18 protein-coding genes are annotated in these 18,025 nt (G+C 64.6%); 6 read left to right on the forward strand and 12 right to left on the reverse strand.

Annotated features, from left to right (window positions below):
• Positions 1–294: 294 nt before the first annotated feature.
• Together L0V05_RS14545 and L0V05_RS14550 are read left to right on the forward strand one after the other, a co-directional pair.
• A complete protein-coding gene (locus tag L0V05_RS14545; protein ID WP_234871663.1) occupies positions 295–501 on the forward strand; it encodes a cold-shock protein in 207 nt (68 codons plus the stop codon).
• 142 nt (positions 502–643) lie between these two features.
• Positions 644–991 carry a RidA family protein gene (locus L0V05_RS14550; RefSeq protein WP_234871665.1) on the forward strand — a complete coding sequence of 116 codons (348 nt, stop codon included), beginning with the start codon at positions 644–646 and terminating at the stop codon, positions 989–991.
• A 77-nt stretch (positions 992–1,068) separates the two neighbouring features.
• Here the strand turns inward: L0V05_RS14550 and pgi are convergent, their stop codons facing one another.
• From pgi to L0V05_RS14585, 7 genes are all read right to left on the reverse strand, one after another.
• Positions 1,069–2,670, reverse strand: coding sequence for a glucose-6-phosphate isomerase (gene pgi / locus L0V05_RS14555; protein ID WP_234872207.1), 1,602 nt, complete (start codon positions 2,668–2,670; stop codon positions 1,069–1,071).
• Between the two features lie 29 nt (positions 2,671–2,699).
• On the reverse strand, positions 2,700–3,371 hold the full coding sequence (gene pgl / locus L0V05_RS14560) for a 6-phosphogluconolactonase (protein WP_234871667.1): 672 nt from the start codon (positions 3,369–3,371) through the stop codon (positions 2,700–2,702).
• Positions 3,368–4,822 carry a glucose-6-phosphate dehydrogenase gene (gene zwf / locus L0V05_RS14565; RefSeq protein WP_234871669.1) on the reverse strand — a complete coding sequence of 485 codons (1,455 nt, stop codon included), beginning with the start codon at positions 4,820–4,822 and terminating at the stop codon, positions 3,368–3,370. Before zwf ends, pgl begins: the two co-directional genes overlap by 4 nt.
• A 124-nt stretch (positions 4,823–4,946) precedes the next feature.
• Positions 4,947–5,642 carry an MgtC/SapB family protein gene (locus L0V05_RS14570; protein WP_234871671.1) on the reverse strand — a complete coding sequence of 232 codons (696 nt, stop codon included), beginning with the start codon at positions 5,640–5,642 and terminating at the stop codon, positions 4,947–4,949.
• A gap of 35 nt (positions 5,643–5,677) precedes the next feature.
• Complete coding sequence (locus L0V05_RS14575; RefSeq protein WP_234871673.1) at positions 5,678–6,262, reverse strand: HNH endonuclease; 585 nt, start codon at positions 6,260–6,262, stop codon at positions 5,678–5,680.
• A gap of 199 nt (positions 6,263–6,461) precedes the next feature.
• Positions 6,462–7,121: an alpha/beta hydrolase gene (locus L0V05_RS14580; protein ID WP_234871675.1), complete on the reverse strand. Its 660-nt coding sequence runs from the start codon at positions 7,119–7,121 to the stop codon at positions 6,462–6,464.
• Positions 7,122–7,176: 55 nt separating this feature from the next.
• Positions 7,177–7,815: a DNA-3-methyladenine glycosylase family protein gene (locus tag L0V05_RS14585; protein WP_234872209.1), complete on the reverse strand. Its 639-nt coding sequence runs from the start codon at positions 7,813–7,815 to the stop codon at positions 7,177–7,179.
• A 120-nt stretch (positions 7,816–7,935) separates the two neighbouring features.
• On the opposite strand from L0V05_RS14585, the gene L0V05_RS14590 reads away from it, so the two are divergent.
• A complete protein-coding gene (locus tag L0V05_RS14590) occupies positions 7,936–9,150 on the forward strand; it encodes an MFS transporter (RefSeq protein WP_234871677.1) in 1,215 nt (404 codons plus the stop codon).
• 89 nt (positions 9,151–9,239) lie between these two features.
• Complete coding sequence (locus L0V05_RS14595) at positions 9,240–10,352, forward strand: endonuclease/exonuclease/phosphatase family protein (protein ID WP_234871679.1); 1,113 nt, start codon at positions 9,240–9,242, stop codon at positions 10,350–10,352.
• 6 nt (positions 10,353–10,358) lie between these two features.
• Here the strand turns inward: L0V05_RS14595 and L0V05_RS14600 are convergent, their stop codons facing one another.
• From L0V05_RS14600 to L0V05_RS14615, 4 genes are all read right to left on the reverse strand, one after another.
• Positions 10,359–11,120: a phytoene/squalene synthase family protein gene (locus L0V05_RS14600; protein WP_234871681.1), complete on the reverse strand. Its 762-nt coding sequence runs from the start codon at positions 11,118–11,120 to the stop codon at positions 10,359–10,361.
• Positions 11,117–12,748: a citramalate synthase gene (gene cimA, locus L0V05_RS14605; RefSeq protein WP_234871683.1), complete on the reverse strand. Its 1,632-nt coding sequence runs from the start codon at positions 12,746–12,748 to the stop codon at positions 11,117–11,119. Before cimA ends, L0V05_RS14600 begins: the two co-directional genes overlap by 4 nt.
• A 280-nt stretch (positions 12,749–13,028) precedes the next feature.
• Positions 13,029–14,477, reverse strand: a complete 1,449-nt coding sequence (cysS, locus tag L0V05_RS14610) for a cysteine--tRNA ligase (protein ID WP_234872211.1) — start codon at positions 14,475–14,477, stop codon at positions 13,029–13,031.
• 190 nt (positions 14,478–14,667) lie between these two features.
• Complete coding sequence (locus tag L0V05_RS14615; RefSeq protein WP_234871685.1) at positions 14,668–15,342, reverse strand: DUF6778 family protein; 675 nt, start codon at positions 15,340–15,342, stop codon at positions 14,668–14,670.
• A 100-nt stretch (positions 15,343–15,442) separates the two neighbouring features.
• Between L0V05_RS14615 and L0V05_RS14620 the strand changes: the two genes are divergently transcribed.
• Together L0V05_RS14620 and L0V05_RS14625 are read left to right on the forward strand one after the other, a co-directional pair.
• Complete coding sequence (locus tag L0V05_RS14620; protein ID WP_234871687.1) at positions 15,443–15,793, forward strand: MmcQ/YjbR family DNA-binding protein; 351 nt, start codon at positions 15,443–15,445, stop codon at positions 15,791–15,793.
• Between the two features lie 55 nt (positions 15,794–15,848).
• Positions 15,849–17,237, forward strand: coding sequence for a pyridoxal phosphate-dependent decarboxylase family protein (locus tag L0V05_RS14625; protein WP_234871689.1), 1,389 nt, complete (start codon positions 15,849–15,851; stop codon positions 17,235–17,237).
• Between the two features lie 52 nt (positions 17,238–17,289).
• Here the strand turns inward: L0V05_RS14625 and L0V05_RS14630 are convergent, their stop codons facing one another.
• Positions 17,290–17,898, reverse strand: a complete 609-nt coding sequence (locus L0V05_RS14630; protein ID WP_234871691.1) for an outer membrane protein — start codon at positions 17,896–17,898, stop codon at positions 17,290–17,292.
• Between the last annotated feature and the right edge of the window lie 127 nt (positions 17,899–18,025).

Raw genomic sequence — 18,025 nt, forward strand, 5'->3', positions numbered from 1 at the left:
TCCGAGCCTGCAGACGAGGACGATGCCGATGCCATTGGCGCGGTCAGGAGTGGAGGAACGGGCAAGACCGAGGGCTGAACGGCGCGGTCGCCCGGAATTCTTTCCCGCGAAACCAAGGGGTAACGTGAGATCGACGGCAAATCCGCCGATAGTGCTATCAATCCTCGTGGGTTGCGGATATGACCGCGTGGCACATCTTATTTTCGGACCGCTTCCTTTTCGGCACGGCTTTCGATCTTCAGCTATGCCAGACCGCTGCGCTGTGTGGGCGGTACTAAGATAAGGAATATCACAATGGCCAATGGCACCGTGAAATGGTTCAACGCAACCAAAGGTTTCGGTTTCATCGCTCCCGAGCGCGGCGGCAAGGACGTTTTCGTCCATGTCAGCGCGCTTGAGCGTGCGGGCATCCAGCGTCTTGACGATGGTCAGGCCGTGACGTTCGACATCGAATCCGGCCGTGACGGTCGTGAATCGGCGATGAACCTCGCTCTGGCGTGATCGTCTGATCGACGCGAGACTGCTTTTGAGAGGCCCGGGCAGATCGTCCGGGCCTTTCGCATTCCGGATGGTGGCCGCACCCTTCCCTTCGCTGCGCCGAACCGATAGCCAAGGCGCGTCAACGGCTTCGAAGGAGCATCCCATGACCATCACCCGTCTTGAGACCGGCGCGCGCATGTCGAACGCGGTCATCCACAATGGCACGATCTATCTGGCCGGCATTGTCGGTGAGCCCGGCGAAAGCGTCGGCGCCCAGACCCGTACGATCCTTGCCGAGATCGACCGCCTGCTGGCGCTGGCGGGTTCGGACAAGACGAAGATCCTCAAGGCGCAGATCTGGCTGGCCGACATCTCGACCTTCGACCAGATGAACGCCGAATGGGACGCCTGGGTGCCTCAGGGCCACACCCCGGCCCGCGCGACCGGCGAGGCGAAGCTTGCGACGCCCGACTACAAGGTCGAGATCATCGTGACCGCCGCTCAGGCTTGACCCTTGGAAGTGGGGGCTGTCTGCCCCCACACCCCCGAGGATATTTCCAAACAGAAGAAGGGGTTTGCGGGTCGTTCTCAGGCCGTCAGGTAAGCCACCAGCTGCTGAGTAGAGCCGTCCTTGGATGCCGCGCTTTCCTTGCCCTCAAGGATAGGTGCCAGCGCCAGGGCCAACTCCTTGCCGAGTTCCACACCCCACTGGTCGAAGCTGTTGATCCCGAGGATCACCCCCTCGACGAAGACCCGGTGCTCGTAAAGCGCGATGATCTGTCCGAGCGTGTAGGGATCGAGGGTCGGATAGGCGAGCGTGGTCGAGGGGCGATTGCCGGGGAAAACCCTATGGCGCGCCTGACGGTCGAGCTCAGCGCCGGTCAGACCCTTCTTCGCCATGATCGCCCGTGCCTCGTCGAGGCTCCGGCCGCGCAGAAGCGCCTCTGATTGTGCAAGGCAGTTGGCAACCAGCAGGCGATGCTGATGGGCGAGCGCGGGTTCGTGGCCGGTCTTGGCCAGCAGGAACTCGCAGGGAATGACGCGAGTGCCCTGATGGATGAGCTGGTAGAAGGCGTGCTGTCCATTGGTGCCCGGTTCGCCCCAGACAACCGGACCGGAATTGCGCGTCAGCATGGAGCCATCCATGGCCACGCGCTTGCCGTTAGATTCCATCTCGAGCTGCTGCAGGTAGGCGGGCAGACGCGACAGGCGCTGGTCATAGGGCAGAACCGCACGGGTGGCATGACCGCAGATCTGATTGTGCCAGATCCCGACCAGCGCAAGGAGCACCGGCAGGTTCTGGCGGAAGGGCGCCTCGCGGAAATGCCGGTCCATGGCCGCGCCACCGGCCAGAAAGCGCGCGAAATCCTCGGGCCCGATCGCGATCATCAGGCTCAGGCCGATTGGCCCCCACATCGAATAGCGCCCGCCGACCCAGTCCTCGAAGCCGAAGACCCGGTCGGGTGCGATGCCGAAAGCGGCTGTCTTGTCTGCGGCGGTCGAGACGGCGGCGAACTGCGCCGCCGGGTTGGCTACGCTGGCCGACATCCAGTGCTTTGCCGTCTCGGCGTTGGTCATCGTCTCGATGGTCGTGAAGGTCTTGGAGGCGACGATCACCAACGTCGTGGTCGGATCAAGGTCCTTCAGCACGTCATGGGCATGGGCGCCGTCAACGTTGGAGATGAAATGGCAGCGCGGACCATCGGCATAGGGCTCGAGCGCCAGAACCGCCATTGCCGGTCCGAGATCGGAGCCGCCGATGCCGATGTTGACCACATCGGTGATCGGTCCGCCCTGCCCGGCAAAGTGGCCGGTGCGGACGGCGGTGGCGAAATCCTGCATCCGGCGGTAGGTCTCCCGCACGGGCGGCATGACGTTCACGCCATCAACAAAGACATCGGTGTCGAGGTTGCGCAGCGCGGTGTGCAGCACGGCGCGGCCTTCGGTCTCGTTGATCTTTACCCCGGTGAACATCGCCTCGCGCTTGCCGACCACGTCGGCGGATTCGGCGAGTTTGACAAGCAGATCAATCCCTTCCGCGTCGATGTTCGTCTTGGAATAGTCGAAGAGCATATCGCCCAGCCGGGCAGTGAAGTCAGCAGCACGCGACGTGTCGCGAAACAGATCGAGGATGGGGCGCTCCTGCACCCGGTCGTGATGCGCGGCCAAGGCCTGCCAGCTTTTCTCGATGCTCATGCGTTACTCCCGTCTTTCCCTGTTCATTCCGCCCAGTGGACGGTCGCATTGGCCAGAACCGCCCTGACCGGAGCCTCGATCGGCGTCAGGCGCTGCGCCCGATCCAGTGCTTCGCGCTTTTCCGGCCCGGTTATCAGGATATGGATCGACATGGCCCCCTTCAGGACCGGTGCCGTCAGGGTGATGCGCGGCTCGCCCGCCGTCTGCGCCCTCATGGGCAGGAGGATCGGCGCGCTGTCCGACAGCGCCTCTTCCAGACGGTCCGCGCCGGGGAAAAGCGAGGCGGTGTGCATGTCGGCGCCCATGCCCAGAAGCAGCACCGAGATGGGCAGATGCGGTGCGATGCCGGCCGCCAGACCGTCCAGCACATCCTCGGGCCGAGCGGCCTCGGCATGGAGCGGCACCAGCCGGGCATTGGCGGCGCGGTTCACCAGAAGCCGGTCGCGCAGAAGCCGCGTGTTGGAGCGCGGGCTGTCTTCCGGCACCCACCGTTCGTCGTTCAGGAACACCGCCACATTCGACCAGTCGAGATCGACGCCCGACAGCGTGTCGAAGATCGGTCCCGGCGTCGTGCCGCCGGGCACGCTGAGGCTGGCCTTGCCTTCAAGCCGCAGCGCCTGACCAAGCTCGCCGGCAATGGTGTTGGCGAGCGACAGCATCATCAGCTCGCGATCAGGGTACTCGATCAGGTTCATTCGCGGATTTCCCGCCAGCGTCGTCCGTCGCGGTGCATCAGCATAAGCGAGTCGTCCGGGCCGGACGATCCGGGATCGTAGGGCTTCGGCCGATCCTCGGAGCTTTCCCAGCCGCCGATAATCGGGTCGGTCCAGGCCCAGGCGGCCTCGACCTCGTCGCCGCGCATAAAGAGCGTCTGGTTCCCGCGGATCACATCCATGATCAGGCGTTCATAGGCGTCGGGGATATCGGCCCCCTCTTCGCCAAGCGCCTCGGCAAAGGACATGTCGAGCGGCACCTGGGTAAGGCGCATACCGCCCGGACCGGGTTCCTTGATCATGACCATCAGGTTCATGCCCTCGTTGGGCTGAAGCCGGATGGTCAGTACATTCTCGCGCCAGCCGGCCGCATCGTCGAAGATCGAATGCGGCGGTTCTCTGAAGGTAATCGCGATCTCCGACGCACGCGCGCGGAGCTTTTTGCCGGTCCGCAGGTAGAATGGCGTGCCCTTCCAGCGCCAGTTCGAGATATGGACCTTCAGCGCAATGTAGCTTTCCGTCCGGCTTTGCGGGTTCTCGCTGTCCTCGATGTAGCCGGGCTGACCGTTCTGGCGGGCATACTGCCCGCGCACGATGTCCTCTGGCCGCACCGGATCAAGGGCGCGGATCACCTTCAGCTTCTCGTCCCGCACGGCGTTCGGATCGAAGTGATAGGGCGGCTCCATCGCGATCAGGCAGAGCAGCTGCATCATGTGGTTCTGCACCATGTCCCGCATGGCGCCCGACTTGTCGTAGTAGCTGCCCCGCCCGCCGACGCCGACCGTTTCGGCCACGGTGATCTGCACGTGATCGACATATTGCGAATTCCACAGCGGCTCGAACAGGATATTGGCAAAGCGCACCGCCATCAGGTTCTGGACGGTTTCTTTCCCAAGGTAATGGTCGATCCGGTAGATCTGCTCTTCGCGGAAATGCGCGGCCAGCGTGGCATTGAGGGCCCGCGCCGAGGCAAGATCGCGACCGAAGGGTTTCTCGACCACGATCCGGCTTTCCGGCGTCGCAATCTCGAAGGAATGCAGACGTTCGGCAAGATCCCCGAAAAGGGCGGGCGCGACCGAGAAGTAGAAGGCCGACACGACGCCCGGCCGCATCTCGGCCTTAAGCTTGTCCCATCCGCCGGTGCCCTTGGCGTCGATCGGCACATAGCCGATCCGACCCAGGAAGGCGTCGATCGTCGCGGCGTCCTTCTTGTCGGTCGAGACGAATTCGTCGATGGCCTTGCGCACCTGTTCGCGGAAGCCTTCAGGCGTCATGTCCGATCGGGCTGCACCGATGATGCGGCTTTCAGGCGGGATCTGCCCCGCCCAGAAACGCCGGTAAAGTCCTGGAAATATCTTGCGGGTGGCCAGGTCTCCGGTTGCTCCGAAGATCACAAGGTCGAATGTCTCGACCGGGATGACACGCGAAACCATGGCTTTCTCCGACCTATGCCGCAGTGCAGCTGTTAGCGCTAACGCTATCGTTTTCTAGCTACATGGCGCGCGAAAGTCTAGCACCCTGACCGAGGGCGACAAGCTGAATGAGAGCCGTTGGCCATCAGTCCGCATTCTCGGTCGACCATTCTGCCTTGTGCAGGCCAGGGGCGGCGGCCAGGGCAAGAAGCACACGCTCGGTCGCTGAGGTGTCAGTCGCGGAGACCGATAGACCGGCCTTGATTTCCGTAATCCCGTCCTTGCCCCGCGTGCTGGATATCGATGCGAGGGACAGCTGCTGATCTCGCGCCTCGCGAACCAGGGCGGCCCGCAAGTCCGCTTCCGATTCCTCGTCACAGAGCAGGCGGAGGCTCACCGGTTGTTGCGCCGCATCCCGGGCCAGCAATCGCCGGTCGAGCCAGTACATGACCGGCCGAAGCCCCATATTCACGAACATCACCACGCCGGTGAGCATGACCGCGATCGGATAGGCTTCAATTCCGCAGAGCATCCCCACCGCCGCCGAACACCAGAGCGTCGCCGCCGTGTTCAGCCCGTGGACAGAGAAACCGTCACGGAAGATCAGGCCGGCGCCAAGGAATCCGACGCCGGAAACGATCTGTGCGGCGACGCGGGTGGGCGAGCTATCGCCCTGAACCATTGTCGAAAAGAGGACAAAGCTGGCCGCACCAATGGCGACCAGCGCGTTTGTGCGCACGCCCGCCATACGGCCCCGCGCCTGCCGCTCCATCCCGATGATGGCGCCGAACAGCATCGCCACCAGCAGCGTGGCAAGTTGGTCGTCCAGTCTTTCGAACATTCCAGTCGATACCCCGCCCCGGCACGCACTCTGCGTCAGGCGTCCAGCTCTGCATCCCAATAGAGGTAATCGAGCCAGCTGTCATGCAGATGGTTCGGCGGGAACTTGCGGCCGGCATTCTGCATCTCTTCCGCCGACGGCTGGCGTGGGATGCGGTGCAGGCGCATGCCCGCCTGCTTCAGCGTCTTGGATCCCTTTCGCAGATTGCAGGGGGAACAGGCCGCAACCACGTTTTCCCAGCTGGTGATGCCGCCGCGAGACCGGGGAAGCACATGGTCGAAGGTCAGATCTCCCTTCGCGCCGCAATACTGGCAACAGAACTGGTCCCTCAGAAAAAGATTGAAGCGCGTGAATGCCACGCGCTTCTGGGGACGGACGAAATCTTTCAGGACGACGACGGAGGGTATTCGGAATTCGGCCCTCTGGCTTCGGACGACATGATCATATTCGGCAACGATCGTGACCCGGTCGAGGAAGGCCGCCTTGATCGCCTCCTGCCAAGGCCAGAGCGAAAGAGGGTAGTAGGACAGCGGACGATAGTCTGCATTCAACACCAGCGCCGGATAATGCCTCAGCGCCGCTGGATCACGTACGAAACTCGTTCGGAAATCGCCGTCCATCGTAAGTTCAGACTCCGCTTTCGTCCTGCCTGCCGTCTCCGGCACCAGGGCGGGGAGCCCGCCCCGTTACCCAAAACTATATATGGCGGTTTCGCGCTGGCAAGCCCCCCGATCTCTTGTGGTGGCCCACCAGCGGTTCGCATGGCCTGTGGATAACCCGGCGCGGTGACGATACGATGACGAAAGCGGCAGGACTTGCCTAGCCAAGCCTTTCCTTGAGGAAACTCAGCGCCACCGACAGCCCGTCTGGCGCGATGCCATGCCCTGTTCCCTGCATGACATGACCATAGGTTTCCACGCCCGCCGCGACGAGCGCATTTCCGGCCTTGGCCATGTCATCGAACGGCACGACGGGATCGGCATCGCCATGGATCAGCAGAACGGGCGGGCGTGATGTGATTTCCGCCTCCAGCCGTTCGGGGGCCAGCAGACGGCCGGAGAACGCGACGATCCCGGCTATTGGCTCAGGGCGCCGCAACGCGACATGCAGGCTCATCATCGTGCCTTGCGAAAAACCGACCAGCGCCAGTCGGTCCGGCGTCAGCCCCTCGTCGGCAAGACGCGCGTCCAGGAACGCGTTCAGGTCTTCGGATGCTGCCTGAAGCCCGGCTGCGGCCTCTGCTTCGCTCGATCCGTCGAGCCAGGGGATGGGAAACCACTGAAAGCCGAAGGGATTGCCAGAGCAGCGTTCCGGCGCATTCGGGGCGATGAAAACCGTATCGCGCAGATGCGGGGACAGAGGATCGGCAAGGCCGAGCAGGTCTTCGCCGTCGGCGCCATAGCCGTGCAGGAAGACCACAAGGCTTCCGGCCCGGCCCGAGGCGGCCGCCCGCCGGCCAAATTGGAGTTCACGCGTCATCCGCCTTCCTACCTTTCTGGAGAGTCTGGCCCAAACGTGCTTGCTGACCCGCCGGCTAGCCCGTCCGCACGCCTTCCCGCCGTTTCGCGACCCTGTAGTAGGACCACAGGAGGCGGGCCGCAACCGCGCGCCACGGCGACCAGGCTTCGGCCATCGAGCGAAGCGCCTTTTCCGACGGACGATCGGGCAGGTCGAACAAGAGCCGTGCCGATTCCTGCAGCGCAAGGTCGCCGGGCGCGAAGACATCGGCGCGGCCAAGAGAGAACATTGCATAGATCTCGGCCGTCCAGCGTCCGATCCCGGGCAGCGCAACCAATCGCTCGACCACCTCGCCATTCGGAGCGAGACGCAGTTCGTCATAGTTGAGACCCGCCAGAGCCAGGGCCCGGCCATAGCGCATCTTCTGACGCGAAAGTCCGACCGCACGCAGGTCGTCGTCTGTGATCTTGTGCCAGGCCGCTTCCTCGGTCAGCCCCGCCGCCTGAAGCCTGCCCCAGATTGCGGCGGCGGAAGCGGTCGAGACCTGCTGGCTGACGATCGCGTCGAGAAGTGCGGAAAACCCGTCGGCCCGGCGACGCAGCGGCAGGGGGCCGGTCATGGTCAGAGCCGTCGCAAAACGGGGTTCGCGCCGCGCGAGCCACTCGGCGCCCTCGGCCACGCAATCCGCCGTTTCGATGATCCGCCCGACCATGATCCCCTCATATGGCGGAACCGACTCTGACAGCCGGAAAGAGGACTGTCACGCCCTGCCCTGCCCCCAAAGGCCGAGAGCAGGCCCTTGCCGCTCCTCGCGACGACGCCTAAGGCTTTGCCTATGACCGACTCCGCCCTGCCCCAAACCTCGGATGCGCTTGCGCGTCGCAACGTCGTCGTGCTGGTCGCCGCCCAGGCGCTGCTTGGCACGCAACTTCCGATGGTCTTCACGATCGCCGGTCTGGCGGGAACAACACTCAGCCCAAATCCCTGCTGGGCGACGCTGCCGATCACGATGATGGTTATGGGTTCGATGCTGGCTGCAACGCCCCTGTCGCTGGTGATGCAGCGCTTCGGGCGGCGTGCCGGCTTTGTTCTTGGCACCTTCGGCGGGTTTGCCGGCGGTGGGCTTTGCAGCTTGGCGCTGCAGCACGGCTCGTTCCTTCTGTTTCTTGCCGGTTCGCTGCTGATCGGCCTCTACATGTCGGCGAACGGGTTCTACCGCTTCGCGGCGACCGACCTGGCCAGCGCCGAGTTCCGGCCGCGCGCGATCTCCTGGGTCATGGCCGGGGGGCTGATGTCGGCCATCATCGGTCCGCAACTGGTCAAGCTGACCTCGCAGGCAATGCTGGTGCCATTCCTCGGGACCTATCTGGCGGTCATGGGGCTTAACATCGTCGGGGTCTTTCTCTTTGCCTTGCTGCACAGCCCGCGTCCCGTCGCACGACCGCAGGACGCACCGAAGGGGCGCAACTGGGGCGAGCTTCTTGCCGATCCCTACATTCGCGTCGCAGTGATCTGCGCGACCGTCTCCTACGCGCTGATGAACCTCGTCATGACCTCTTCGCCGCTGGCCATCGTCGGTTGCGGCTTCACCACGTCGAATGCGGCCGATGTCGTCTCGAGCCATGTTCTGGCGATGTATGTGCCCTCGTTCTTCACGGGCGCGCTCATTGCCCGCTTCGGAACCGAGCGGATCATGGGCCTTGGCCTCGTGATCCTTGCGGGGGCCGGGGTCGTGGCGCTGATGGGCGTGTCGCTGCCGCATTTCTTCGGGGCGATGATGCTGCTCGGCATCGGCTGGAACTTCGGCTTCATCGGTGCGACCACGCTTCTGGCCGCGCATCATGCCCCCGAGGAACGCGGACGAGCCCAGGGCATGAACGATTTCATCGTCTTCGGCGGGGTGACGCTTGCTTCCCTGTCATCGGGCGGACTGATGAATTGCTCGGGAGGGTCGCCCGAGGCGGGATGGCAGATGGTCAACATGGCAATGCTGCCTTTCCTGATCCTCGCCGGCGGCGCCCTGATCTGGCTGGTGATGAGACCCCGGTAACTTCCCGCTGACCAGATCTGATTGGGGCAGACTTCCCCCGGAGGCTGCGATACCTTCGGGGCGTTGTTAACGAGTCTATGAGTAATCAAATGCGAATCGCGACGTTCAACGTCGAGAACCTGTTCCTGCGGGCACGGGTCTTGAACCTCGAAAACTGGACCGATGGCAGGGCGATCCTTGACGCTCATGCCGAACTGACGAACCTGCTGGAACAGCCGGTCTACGGCGCGGAAGAAAAGACCCGCATCATCCTTCTTCTCGACCGGCTTGGCCTGCTCCATGCGGACGAGGGACCCTACGTCCTTTTGCGCCGCAACCGGGGCGGCCTCATTCGGCGAAACAAGGAAGGGATGGTCGAGATCGTGGCGGGCGGCCGCGACGACTGGATCGGCTGGGTCGAACTCGTCAGGGAGCCGATCAACGAGGTGGCCATCGAGAACACCGCGAGGGTCATTGCCGACGTCAACGCCGACATCCTTTGCGTCGTCGAGGCTGAAAGCCGCACCGCCCTGCGCGAATTCAGCGAAATGATGCTGCCCCGCGTCCAGAGCCAGCCCTATGACAACATCATGCTGATCGACGGCAACGACACGCGCGGCATCGATGTGGGGCTCATGACACGGGCAGGCTATGACATCGGTCTGATGCGCAGTCATGTCGGCGCGGGTGGGCGCAATCACGAGGTGTTCAGCCGCGACTGCCCGGAATATGCGGTTCATACGCCCCGTGGCGAACAAATCTGGTGCCTGCTCAATCACTTCAAGAGCAAAGGTTACGGCCGGCCGGCCGAGAGCGATGCGCGACGCAGGGCGCAGGCAAAGCTGGTCGCCTCCTACTACCGGCGCCTGCGCTCCGAGGGAAAGGAACATATCGTCGTGATGGGCGACCTGAACGACACGCCCGGCTCGGCACCGCTCGCCCCGCTGCTGGAGGAGACCGACCTCAAGGAGATCTCCACCCACCCCGCCTTCTCGACCGGCGAGTTTTCAGGCAAGGGGACCTTCGGCCTGGGCAATGACAGCCAGAAACTCGATCACCTGCTTCTGTCGCCGGGACTCTTCGCGCGGGTGACCGGGGGCGGCATCTTCCGCATGGGTGCCTGGCCCGGCAGCCGCGAAAGGCGCTGGACGGTCTATCCCGAACTGGAAAAGCCAATCCAGGCGGCGTCCGACCACCATGCGCTTTGGGTCGACATCGACTGAGACGGTCTACCAGCGCCCCGTCAGCGCAGCCCAGATGAGGCGGCCGCGCCGCCGCGCTTCCGAAAGGCCAAGCCGCCCCTCGCCAACGCGGAGCGGCTCGGCTGCCGCCTGGGCCAGGATCGGCCCCGTTTGCCAGGTCGCCAGCATCGCCGCGGCGGGCAGGTCTCTCCGCGCGCGACGGGCCTTCGCCAACCGGTCGAGCCCCCTCTGGGCCAAGGCCGCGACTGCGGCGGGTCGTCCATCGACCAGCGGAAAGCGTCCGCGCGCCTCGAGCACCGGCACCGCGCGCAGGAAGTTTGCAAGACCCAAGGCCCATCCCGCATCCCGCGCCGCCTGTTCCTCCGTTCCGCCGAGCGCCCGGACCGCCAGCCACATCAGCCCGCCGCCGGTATCCTCGATGTAAGCGTCGAAGGCCGCCTCGTCGGCGAAAGGTTCGCGGTAGATGTCCCACCGCCGTGCTTCGACCAGCCGGTCGAGCACGTCGCCGGGCAGGCCCGTCTCGCGGACCACCTCGGTCAAGGGTCCGACCACCTCATGCGCCCGGACCGGACCACCATTCACGGCCGCCTCGGCAATGTCGCGCCACCATTGCAGGCGCATCTCGGCGATCATCGGTTCCTGCGTGACCCAGGGCGCACGCGCGACCTCGAGGTTGAAGGCGTAAAGCGGGAACAGTTGCGAGCGCGCCGCGACGGGCGCCGCCATCACCGCAGCGAAGCGGTCGGGATCGCCCCGCTCGACCAGCGCCGCACAGGCCGCGATCGTCACGCGACGGCCACGGGCTGGCCGTGGTCACGGATCAGCTTCCAGGTGATCGCGTCCAGAAGCGCCTCGAAGCTCGCATCGACGATGTTGGCCGAGACGCCAACGGTCGACCAGCGCCGCCCCTGCCCGTCCTCGCTGTCGATGATGACGCGGGTCACGGCCTCGGTTCCCCCTTGCGTGATCCGCACCTTGAAATCGACCAGCTTCATGTCGTCGATCACCGCCTGATAGGGGCCAAGATCCTTGGCCAGCGCCTTGTAGAGTGCGTTGACCGGACCGCGGTCGGTGCCGTGTTCGTCCATGCTCTCGCTGACCGAGAGCATCTTCTTCTCGCCGATCTTCACCACCACGACCGCCTCGGAGAGGCTGACCATGTTGTTGTACTTGTTCTTGCGCCGCTCGACCGTCACGCGATAGCGCTTGACCTCGAAGAACTGCGGCAAGAGGTCCAGTTCCTTGCGCGCGACCAGCTCGAACGAGGCCTGCGCCCCGTCATAGGCATAGCCCTGATCCTCGCGCTCCTTGACGATTTCCAGGATGCGTCCAAGGCGCGGGTCCTTCGTCCCGACCTCGATCCCGGCCGCAACAAGGCGGGCGCGAAGGTTCGACTGCCCTGCCTGGTTCGACATTGGGATCAGCCGCTCATTGCCCACGCGGCCCGGATCGATGTGTTCGTAGGTGGTCGGGTCCTTGAGGATCGCGCTGGCATGGAGCCCAGCCTTGTGGGCAAAGGCGCTGGCCCCGACGTAAGGCGCGCTTCGCAGCGGCACCCGGTTCAGGATGTCATCGAGCATCCGGCTGACCCGCGTCAGGCCCGCCAGCGCCTTGGGCGTCACGCCGGTCTCGAACCGGCTGGCATAGGGCTCTTTCAGGAGCAGCGTCGGGATCAGCGTCGTGAGGTTGGCATTGCCGCAGCGCTCGCCCAAACCGTTAAGCGTGCCTTGCACCTGCCGCGCGCCCGCGTCGATGGCGGCGAGCGAATTGGCGACCGCATTGCCGGTGTCGTCATGGCAGTGGATGCCAAGCCGGTCACCGGGGATGCCGGCGGCAATCACCTCGGCAGTCACGCGGCCGACCTCCGACGGCAGTGTCCCGCCATTGGTGTCGCAGAGCACGATCCAGCGTGCGCCTTCCTCAAGCGCGGCCTTCAGGCAGGCCAGCGCATACGCGGGGTTGGCGCGGTAGCCGTCGAAGAAATGCTCGGCATCGAACAGCGCCTCGCGCCCCTTGGCGACGAGATGGCGGATGCTGAGGCGGATCGAGTCGAGATTCTCCTCGAGGCTCACGCCAAGCGCTGTCTTGACATGGAACTCGTGCGTCTTGCCGACAAGGCAGACGGCGGGCGTATCGGCGTCGAGCACGGCGGCCAGCACATCGTCATTCTCGGCCGAGCGCCCTGCCCGCTTGGTCATCCCGAAGGCGGTCATGGTGGCGCGGGTCTGCGGCGCCTCGCGGAAGAACTCGCTGTCGGTCGGGTTCGCCCCCGGCCATCCGCCTTCGATATAGTCCACGCCAAGCGCATCGAGCGCCCGCGCGATCTGGGTCTTTTCGGCGGCAGAGAACTGCACGCCCTGCGTCTGCTGTCCGTCGCGGAGGGTGGTGTCGAAAAGATAGAGACGCTCGCGGGTCATTGCTGGTCGGCTTTCAGCATTAGAGCGCCCGAGGACCGATGAGCGGACAGTCCGGTGGACTGTCCGCCGGTCCGATTGGCCGGCGCGCGAGCGCTGGCCAAGGGGTTCTCCGATTTGGCGATGGTTTGGGCATGGGCGGCGCCTGCCCTGGCGGGTGCGAAAGCGCCCGCCGCCCGGAGGGCGGGCGCTGCCCGTGCGCTAAGCGCCCGGGCGGGATCGCGAAGAGCGGTCGCGGCGCCCGAGGCGATGGCCTCGGGCTGAGGAAGCCGTGCGGTGCAGGTCACAACAGGGCCTCCAGCTTGGCAGGGTCGAAGTCGGGGCCGGGAATGATCTGAACGTCGGTCTTGCTGATATGGACCTGAGCGCCGCTGTCGATGATTGCTGCCTTCAGTGCGTCCGCTGAAGACCAATCCTTTCGGGCGCGGAATTCCGCCAAACGAGAACCGAGGATACTCGCAGGTGTGTCGCGGACTGCAGCGGTCGCTTCACCTGAGAATTCGAGTGTTCCCGCAGCCACGCCGGTGATTGCGGGCAGTGCCCATCCGCCCATCCGCTCGTCCAACAATCCAAGCAGTTGCGCCGATGCCTTCAGGTCAGCCCAACGCCCCTGCTTGGCCAGCGCGTGCAGCGCGGCAATGGCCCCCGCGGTGTTGATGTCATCTGCCAGCGCCTCGGTCACGGCAGCACTTACCGTGCCATCAGCGACATCGATTGACCGCACCTCTCCCCACCATTTGAACAGCGTCGCCTTCGCAGCCTTCGCCTTCTCCTCCGTCCAATCCATCGGCTTGGAATAATGCGTCTGGAGATAGACAAACCGGATCACCTCGCCCGGCCAGCCCTGATCCAGCAGATCCCGCACGGTAAAGAAGTTGCCCAAAGACTTGGACATCTTCTTCCCCTCGACCTGAAGCATCTCGTTGTGCAGCCAATACCGGGCAAACTTCCCATGCGGATGGGCGCAGGCGCTTTGGGCGATCTCGTTCTCGTGGTGGGGGAATTGCAGGTCGATGCCGCCACCGTGGATGTCGAAGCTCTCGCCGAGCAATTCATAACTCATCGCCGAGCATTCGATGTGCCAGCCAGGACGTCCGCGACCCCAAGGGCTGTCCCAGCCGGGTAGCGAGTCATCCGACGGCTTCCACAGCACGAAATCCATCGGGTCTTCCTTGAAGGGCGCGACCTCGACCCTGGCGCCGGCGATCATGTCGTCGACCGATCGGCCCGACAGCGCACCGTAGTTCTGATAGGACCGCACGCGGAACAGCACATGGCCGTCCTTGGCATAGGCGTGGCCCGAAGCGATCAGCCCCTCGATCATCGCGATCATCGCGCCGATGAACTCGGTCGCGCGCGGCTCGACATTGGGCCGCAGCGCGCCGAGCGCATCCATGTCCTCATGATACCAGCGGATCGTTTCCTCGGTCCGCTCGCGGATCAGGTCCTCCAGCGTCCCCGGCGCGCCTGCCGCCTGCCGCCGCAGTGCCTCGGCGTTGATCTTGTCGTCGACGTCGGTGAAGTTCCGCACATAGGTCACATGCTCGGCCCCGTAGACATGGCACAAAAGCCGGTAGAGCACGTCGAAGACGATCACCGGGCGGGCGTTGCCGATATGTGCGCGGTCATAGACGGTCGGCCCGCAGACATACATGCGGACAATCGACGGATCGAGGGGGATGAACTCCTCCTTCTTCCGCGTCGCCGAATTGTGCAGCCGGATCGTGACCATGTTGTTCCCTCGCGAAGCCGTCTCCAAGCCAACCCGTCTGGCGGGAGCCGGTTTTCGTTCGGGAAGCGACGAAAGGACGGGCCCGCCTGACGAAAGTCAGCCGGTAATGCAGCAGATGCCGATGATGCCCGAATGCGTCATGGCCCGCCTTCTATCCGCAGACGGGCCGCCTTGAAAGGGAAAAGATGCCTCAGATCCCCATGCGCGTGAAACTGCGGCGCGCATCAGGTCCGGTGCCAAGCCAGCCGGCAATGGTCTGCGCGACATGGTAGGTGATCTGCGATTTCTGCGTCTCGCCCCGGGCGCGCGCGGCGCGCATCTGGTTGCCCGACAGAGCCGGAAGCGCCGCGTCGATATCGATCGGAGGCACGAGAACTTCCTTGGTGCTGGCGTCGACCACCTGGATCACGAAGTTGATGTTGTGCACGCCCGCATTCGACAGCCGGGTTTCCGCCTCGAAGGTCAGCGCGTGAAAACGCGTCATGGTCAGTTGCAGGATCACCGGACGCGGCCCGCGCAGACCCTTCGAACCCAGCCTGACCGCATTTTCCATGATCGTGGCGACCTGAGCGCGGCGGTCGCCGGGCGGATCCTCGCGCCAGACGATATCGGCCCGAGGCTCGAGCGATTTCGCTTCGCTGACCGTCAGGCTTTGCGGCACGTCCACCTGAACGTCGACCACATGCCAGCCCTTCGTCACCGAGGGCGAGAGAGGCTCGTTGTACCAGGTCTTGAAGCGGCCGGCACAGCCGGACAGGACCAGTGCCGACGCGCCGGCAACAAGAAGGATTCGGCGCGATATCGCCATGAAGGAAGCTCCCGTCAGATGGATCGCGCGCCAGCCCGACGTGCGTTTCGTGTCCATAGCCCATGAACCGACCGATATGGTTGCATTTTCTTGTCCCTCGTGAGGCAATCGGCGGGAACCGGCTTCTTTCCCGCATCGCGCGAGTTATGATCCCTTCATGTCGCGCGACTTCGTAAACATCGTCTCTGCGGCGCTTCCGGGTGCGGAGCATTCCGATCCGTGGGGCGGCGGGCACGATTGCTGGAAGGTCGGCGGCAAGATGTTCGCCGTGGTCGGTGCGCACGAGGATCACGGAGTCAGCGTGAAATGCGCCGATGTCGAAACGGCGCGGATGCTGATCGATCTCGGGCGGGCCGAGCGCGCGCCCTACCTGCACGCCTCGTGGATCCGGTTGCCCTGGGGGCGCATCGACGACGACGAGTTGCACCAGCGGCTGCTGATCTCCTACCGGATCGTGCGGGCGGGATTGCCAAGGAAGGTGCAGGCGGCATTGCCTCCCCTGCCCTAGGCTTGCAGGCCGCGCGCCAGCCATGCAGGAATGCGCGACCGAGGAGAGCCCCTGAATGAATCACGACGATCTGCGTGACTGGTCCAAGCGGGCCGCGGACTGGGCCCATGCCTATCATGCCACGTTGCGCGACCGGCCTGTCCGCGCCCCGCTGGTCCCCGGCGCCGTTGCCCGGCATTTGCCTGCAGCGCCCCCCGAAACGGCCGAGCCGATGGAGACGATCTTTGCCGATTTCGAGCGGATCGTGCCGGACGGGATGACCCATTGGCAGCATCCGCGCTTCTTCGCCTATTTTCCGGCGAATGCCGCACCAGCCTCGATGCTGGCCGAGCAACTGGCCAATGCCATGGCCGCGCAGGGGATGCTCTGGCAGACATCGCCCGCTGCGACCGAGGTCGAGCAGGTGATGGTGGATTGGCTGAGGCAGGCGCTCGGGTTGCCGGACGGGTTCACGGGCACCCTTCACGACTCGGCCACGACCGCAACTCTGTCCGCAGTGCTGACGATGCGAGAGCGTGCACTTGACTGGCGTGGGCTGGCCGAGGGGCTGAGCAATCTGCCGCGCCTTAGGATCTATGCCTCGGCCGAGACGCATTCTTCGGTCGACAAGGCGGTGCGGCTTTCCGGGATCGGCCAGGACAACCTGGTAAAGATTCCGACTGATACACGGAATTCGATGCAGCCCGGCGCCCTGGCCGAGGCGATCACCGCCGACCGGGCGGCGGGGTATCTACCTGCTGGCGTTGTCCTTTGCGCCGGCGGGACTTCGATCGGGGCCTTCGACCGGATCGCCGACTGCATCGAGGTCGCCCGTCTCCACAGCCTGCCGGTGCATGTCGACGCGGCCTGGGCGGGATCGGCGATGATCTGCCCGGAGTTTCGGGATCTCTGGGCTGGCGTGGGGGGCGCCGACAGCATCGTCTTCAACCCGCACAAATGGCTCGGCGCGCAATTCGACTGTGCAGTACAGTTCCTGCGCGATCCCGGGTCGCAGATCCGCACTCTTGGTCTGCGCCCGGCTTATCTCGCCACGCCTGGCGACGAAGAGATCGTGAATTTCAACGAGTGGACAGTGCCGCTTGGCCGCCGCTTCCGGGCGCTGAAGCTGTGGTTCCTGATCCGCGCCGAAGGGCTGGAGGGCCTGCGCGCCCGCATCCGCAACCATGTTGCCTGGGCGGAAGACAGCGCGCGCGCGATCGGGGCCCTCCCGGGGATCGAGATCGTGACGGAGCCCTCGCTGTCGCTGTTCACCTTCGCGATGGCGGCAGGCGACGCTGCGACCGAGGCCCTGCTGAACCGGATCAACGATGACGGGCGCATCTATCTCACGCCGACGCGGACGGCCGGCCGACTGGCGATCCGCGTGCAGGTCGGGCAGTTCGATTGCACTGCCGAGGACGTGGCGATGATCCCGCAGGTGGTGGGCGAGTTGCTCGACAAATGAATTCGGGCGCAGGGGGTGCCCTGCGCCCGAAGGTTCCGACCCGGGGGGAAGATCAGAACCGGTAAGCGAGCCGCGCCTTGATGGTCATGACATCGCCATCGACGCCGGCATTGCCGAAGTCGTTGAACTGGTTCCACAGAACTTCGCCGCCGAGGATCCATTTGTCGGTCAGGGCATAGTCGGTACCGATACCGGCGACCCAGCCGTTGCTGCTGACGCCATCGCCATTGATCGTGGTGTTGGCGCGGGCGATACCTGCCGTGCCATAGACCAGGGCCCGGCCGTTGGCGACCGGAACGCCGGCCTGCAACTTGAAGCGGTAGATCGCGTCCAGGCTCGAATTGCCGGTATCGCCGAGGTCGGCGTTCGACCAGTCGTAATCCGCTTCGGCGCCCGCGACCCAATTGCCGAAATCATAGCGGTAACCACCAAGGACGCCGCCGATCACGCCACTGCCGTTGGCAATATTGGTGTCGGTGTTGACGTCACCATAGCCTAGCGAGACACCGCCATAGAAGCCGGTCCAGTTCGCTGCGGGCGTAACCTGCACCACCGGGGCGGCGACGACCGGCTCGGGAACCGGCTGGCTTACACCACCTGCATTGGCAGCAAGCGGCGCCAAAAGCGCTGAACCCACGGCAAGGGCTGCTATACGTTTCATGATCTTTACTCCTGTCTCTCTCGTGCGGCGCGCTTCTCGCGCAGTTCCGCAGATGCCGGGTCGCATGCGGCGCCCGTGCACGAAGGAGATGGAGGTGTTTCGGGCCAGCCGTAAGGGCAGCTCACGG

It is taken from the genome of Alitabrizicola rongguiensis, from assembly GCF_021491355.1.
In the GTDB taxonomy this organism is placed as follows: Bacteria; Pseudomonadota; Alphaproteobacteria; order Rhodobacterales; family Rhodobacteraceae; genus Aliitabrizicola; species Aliitabrizicola rongguiensis.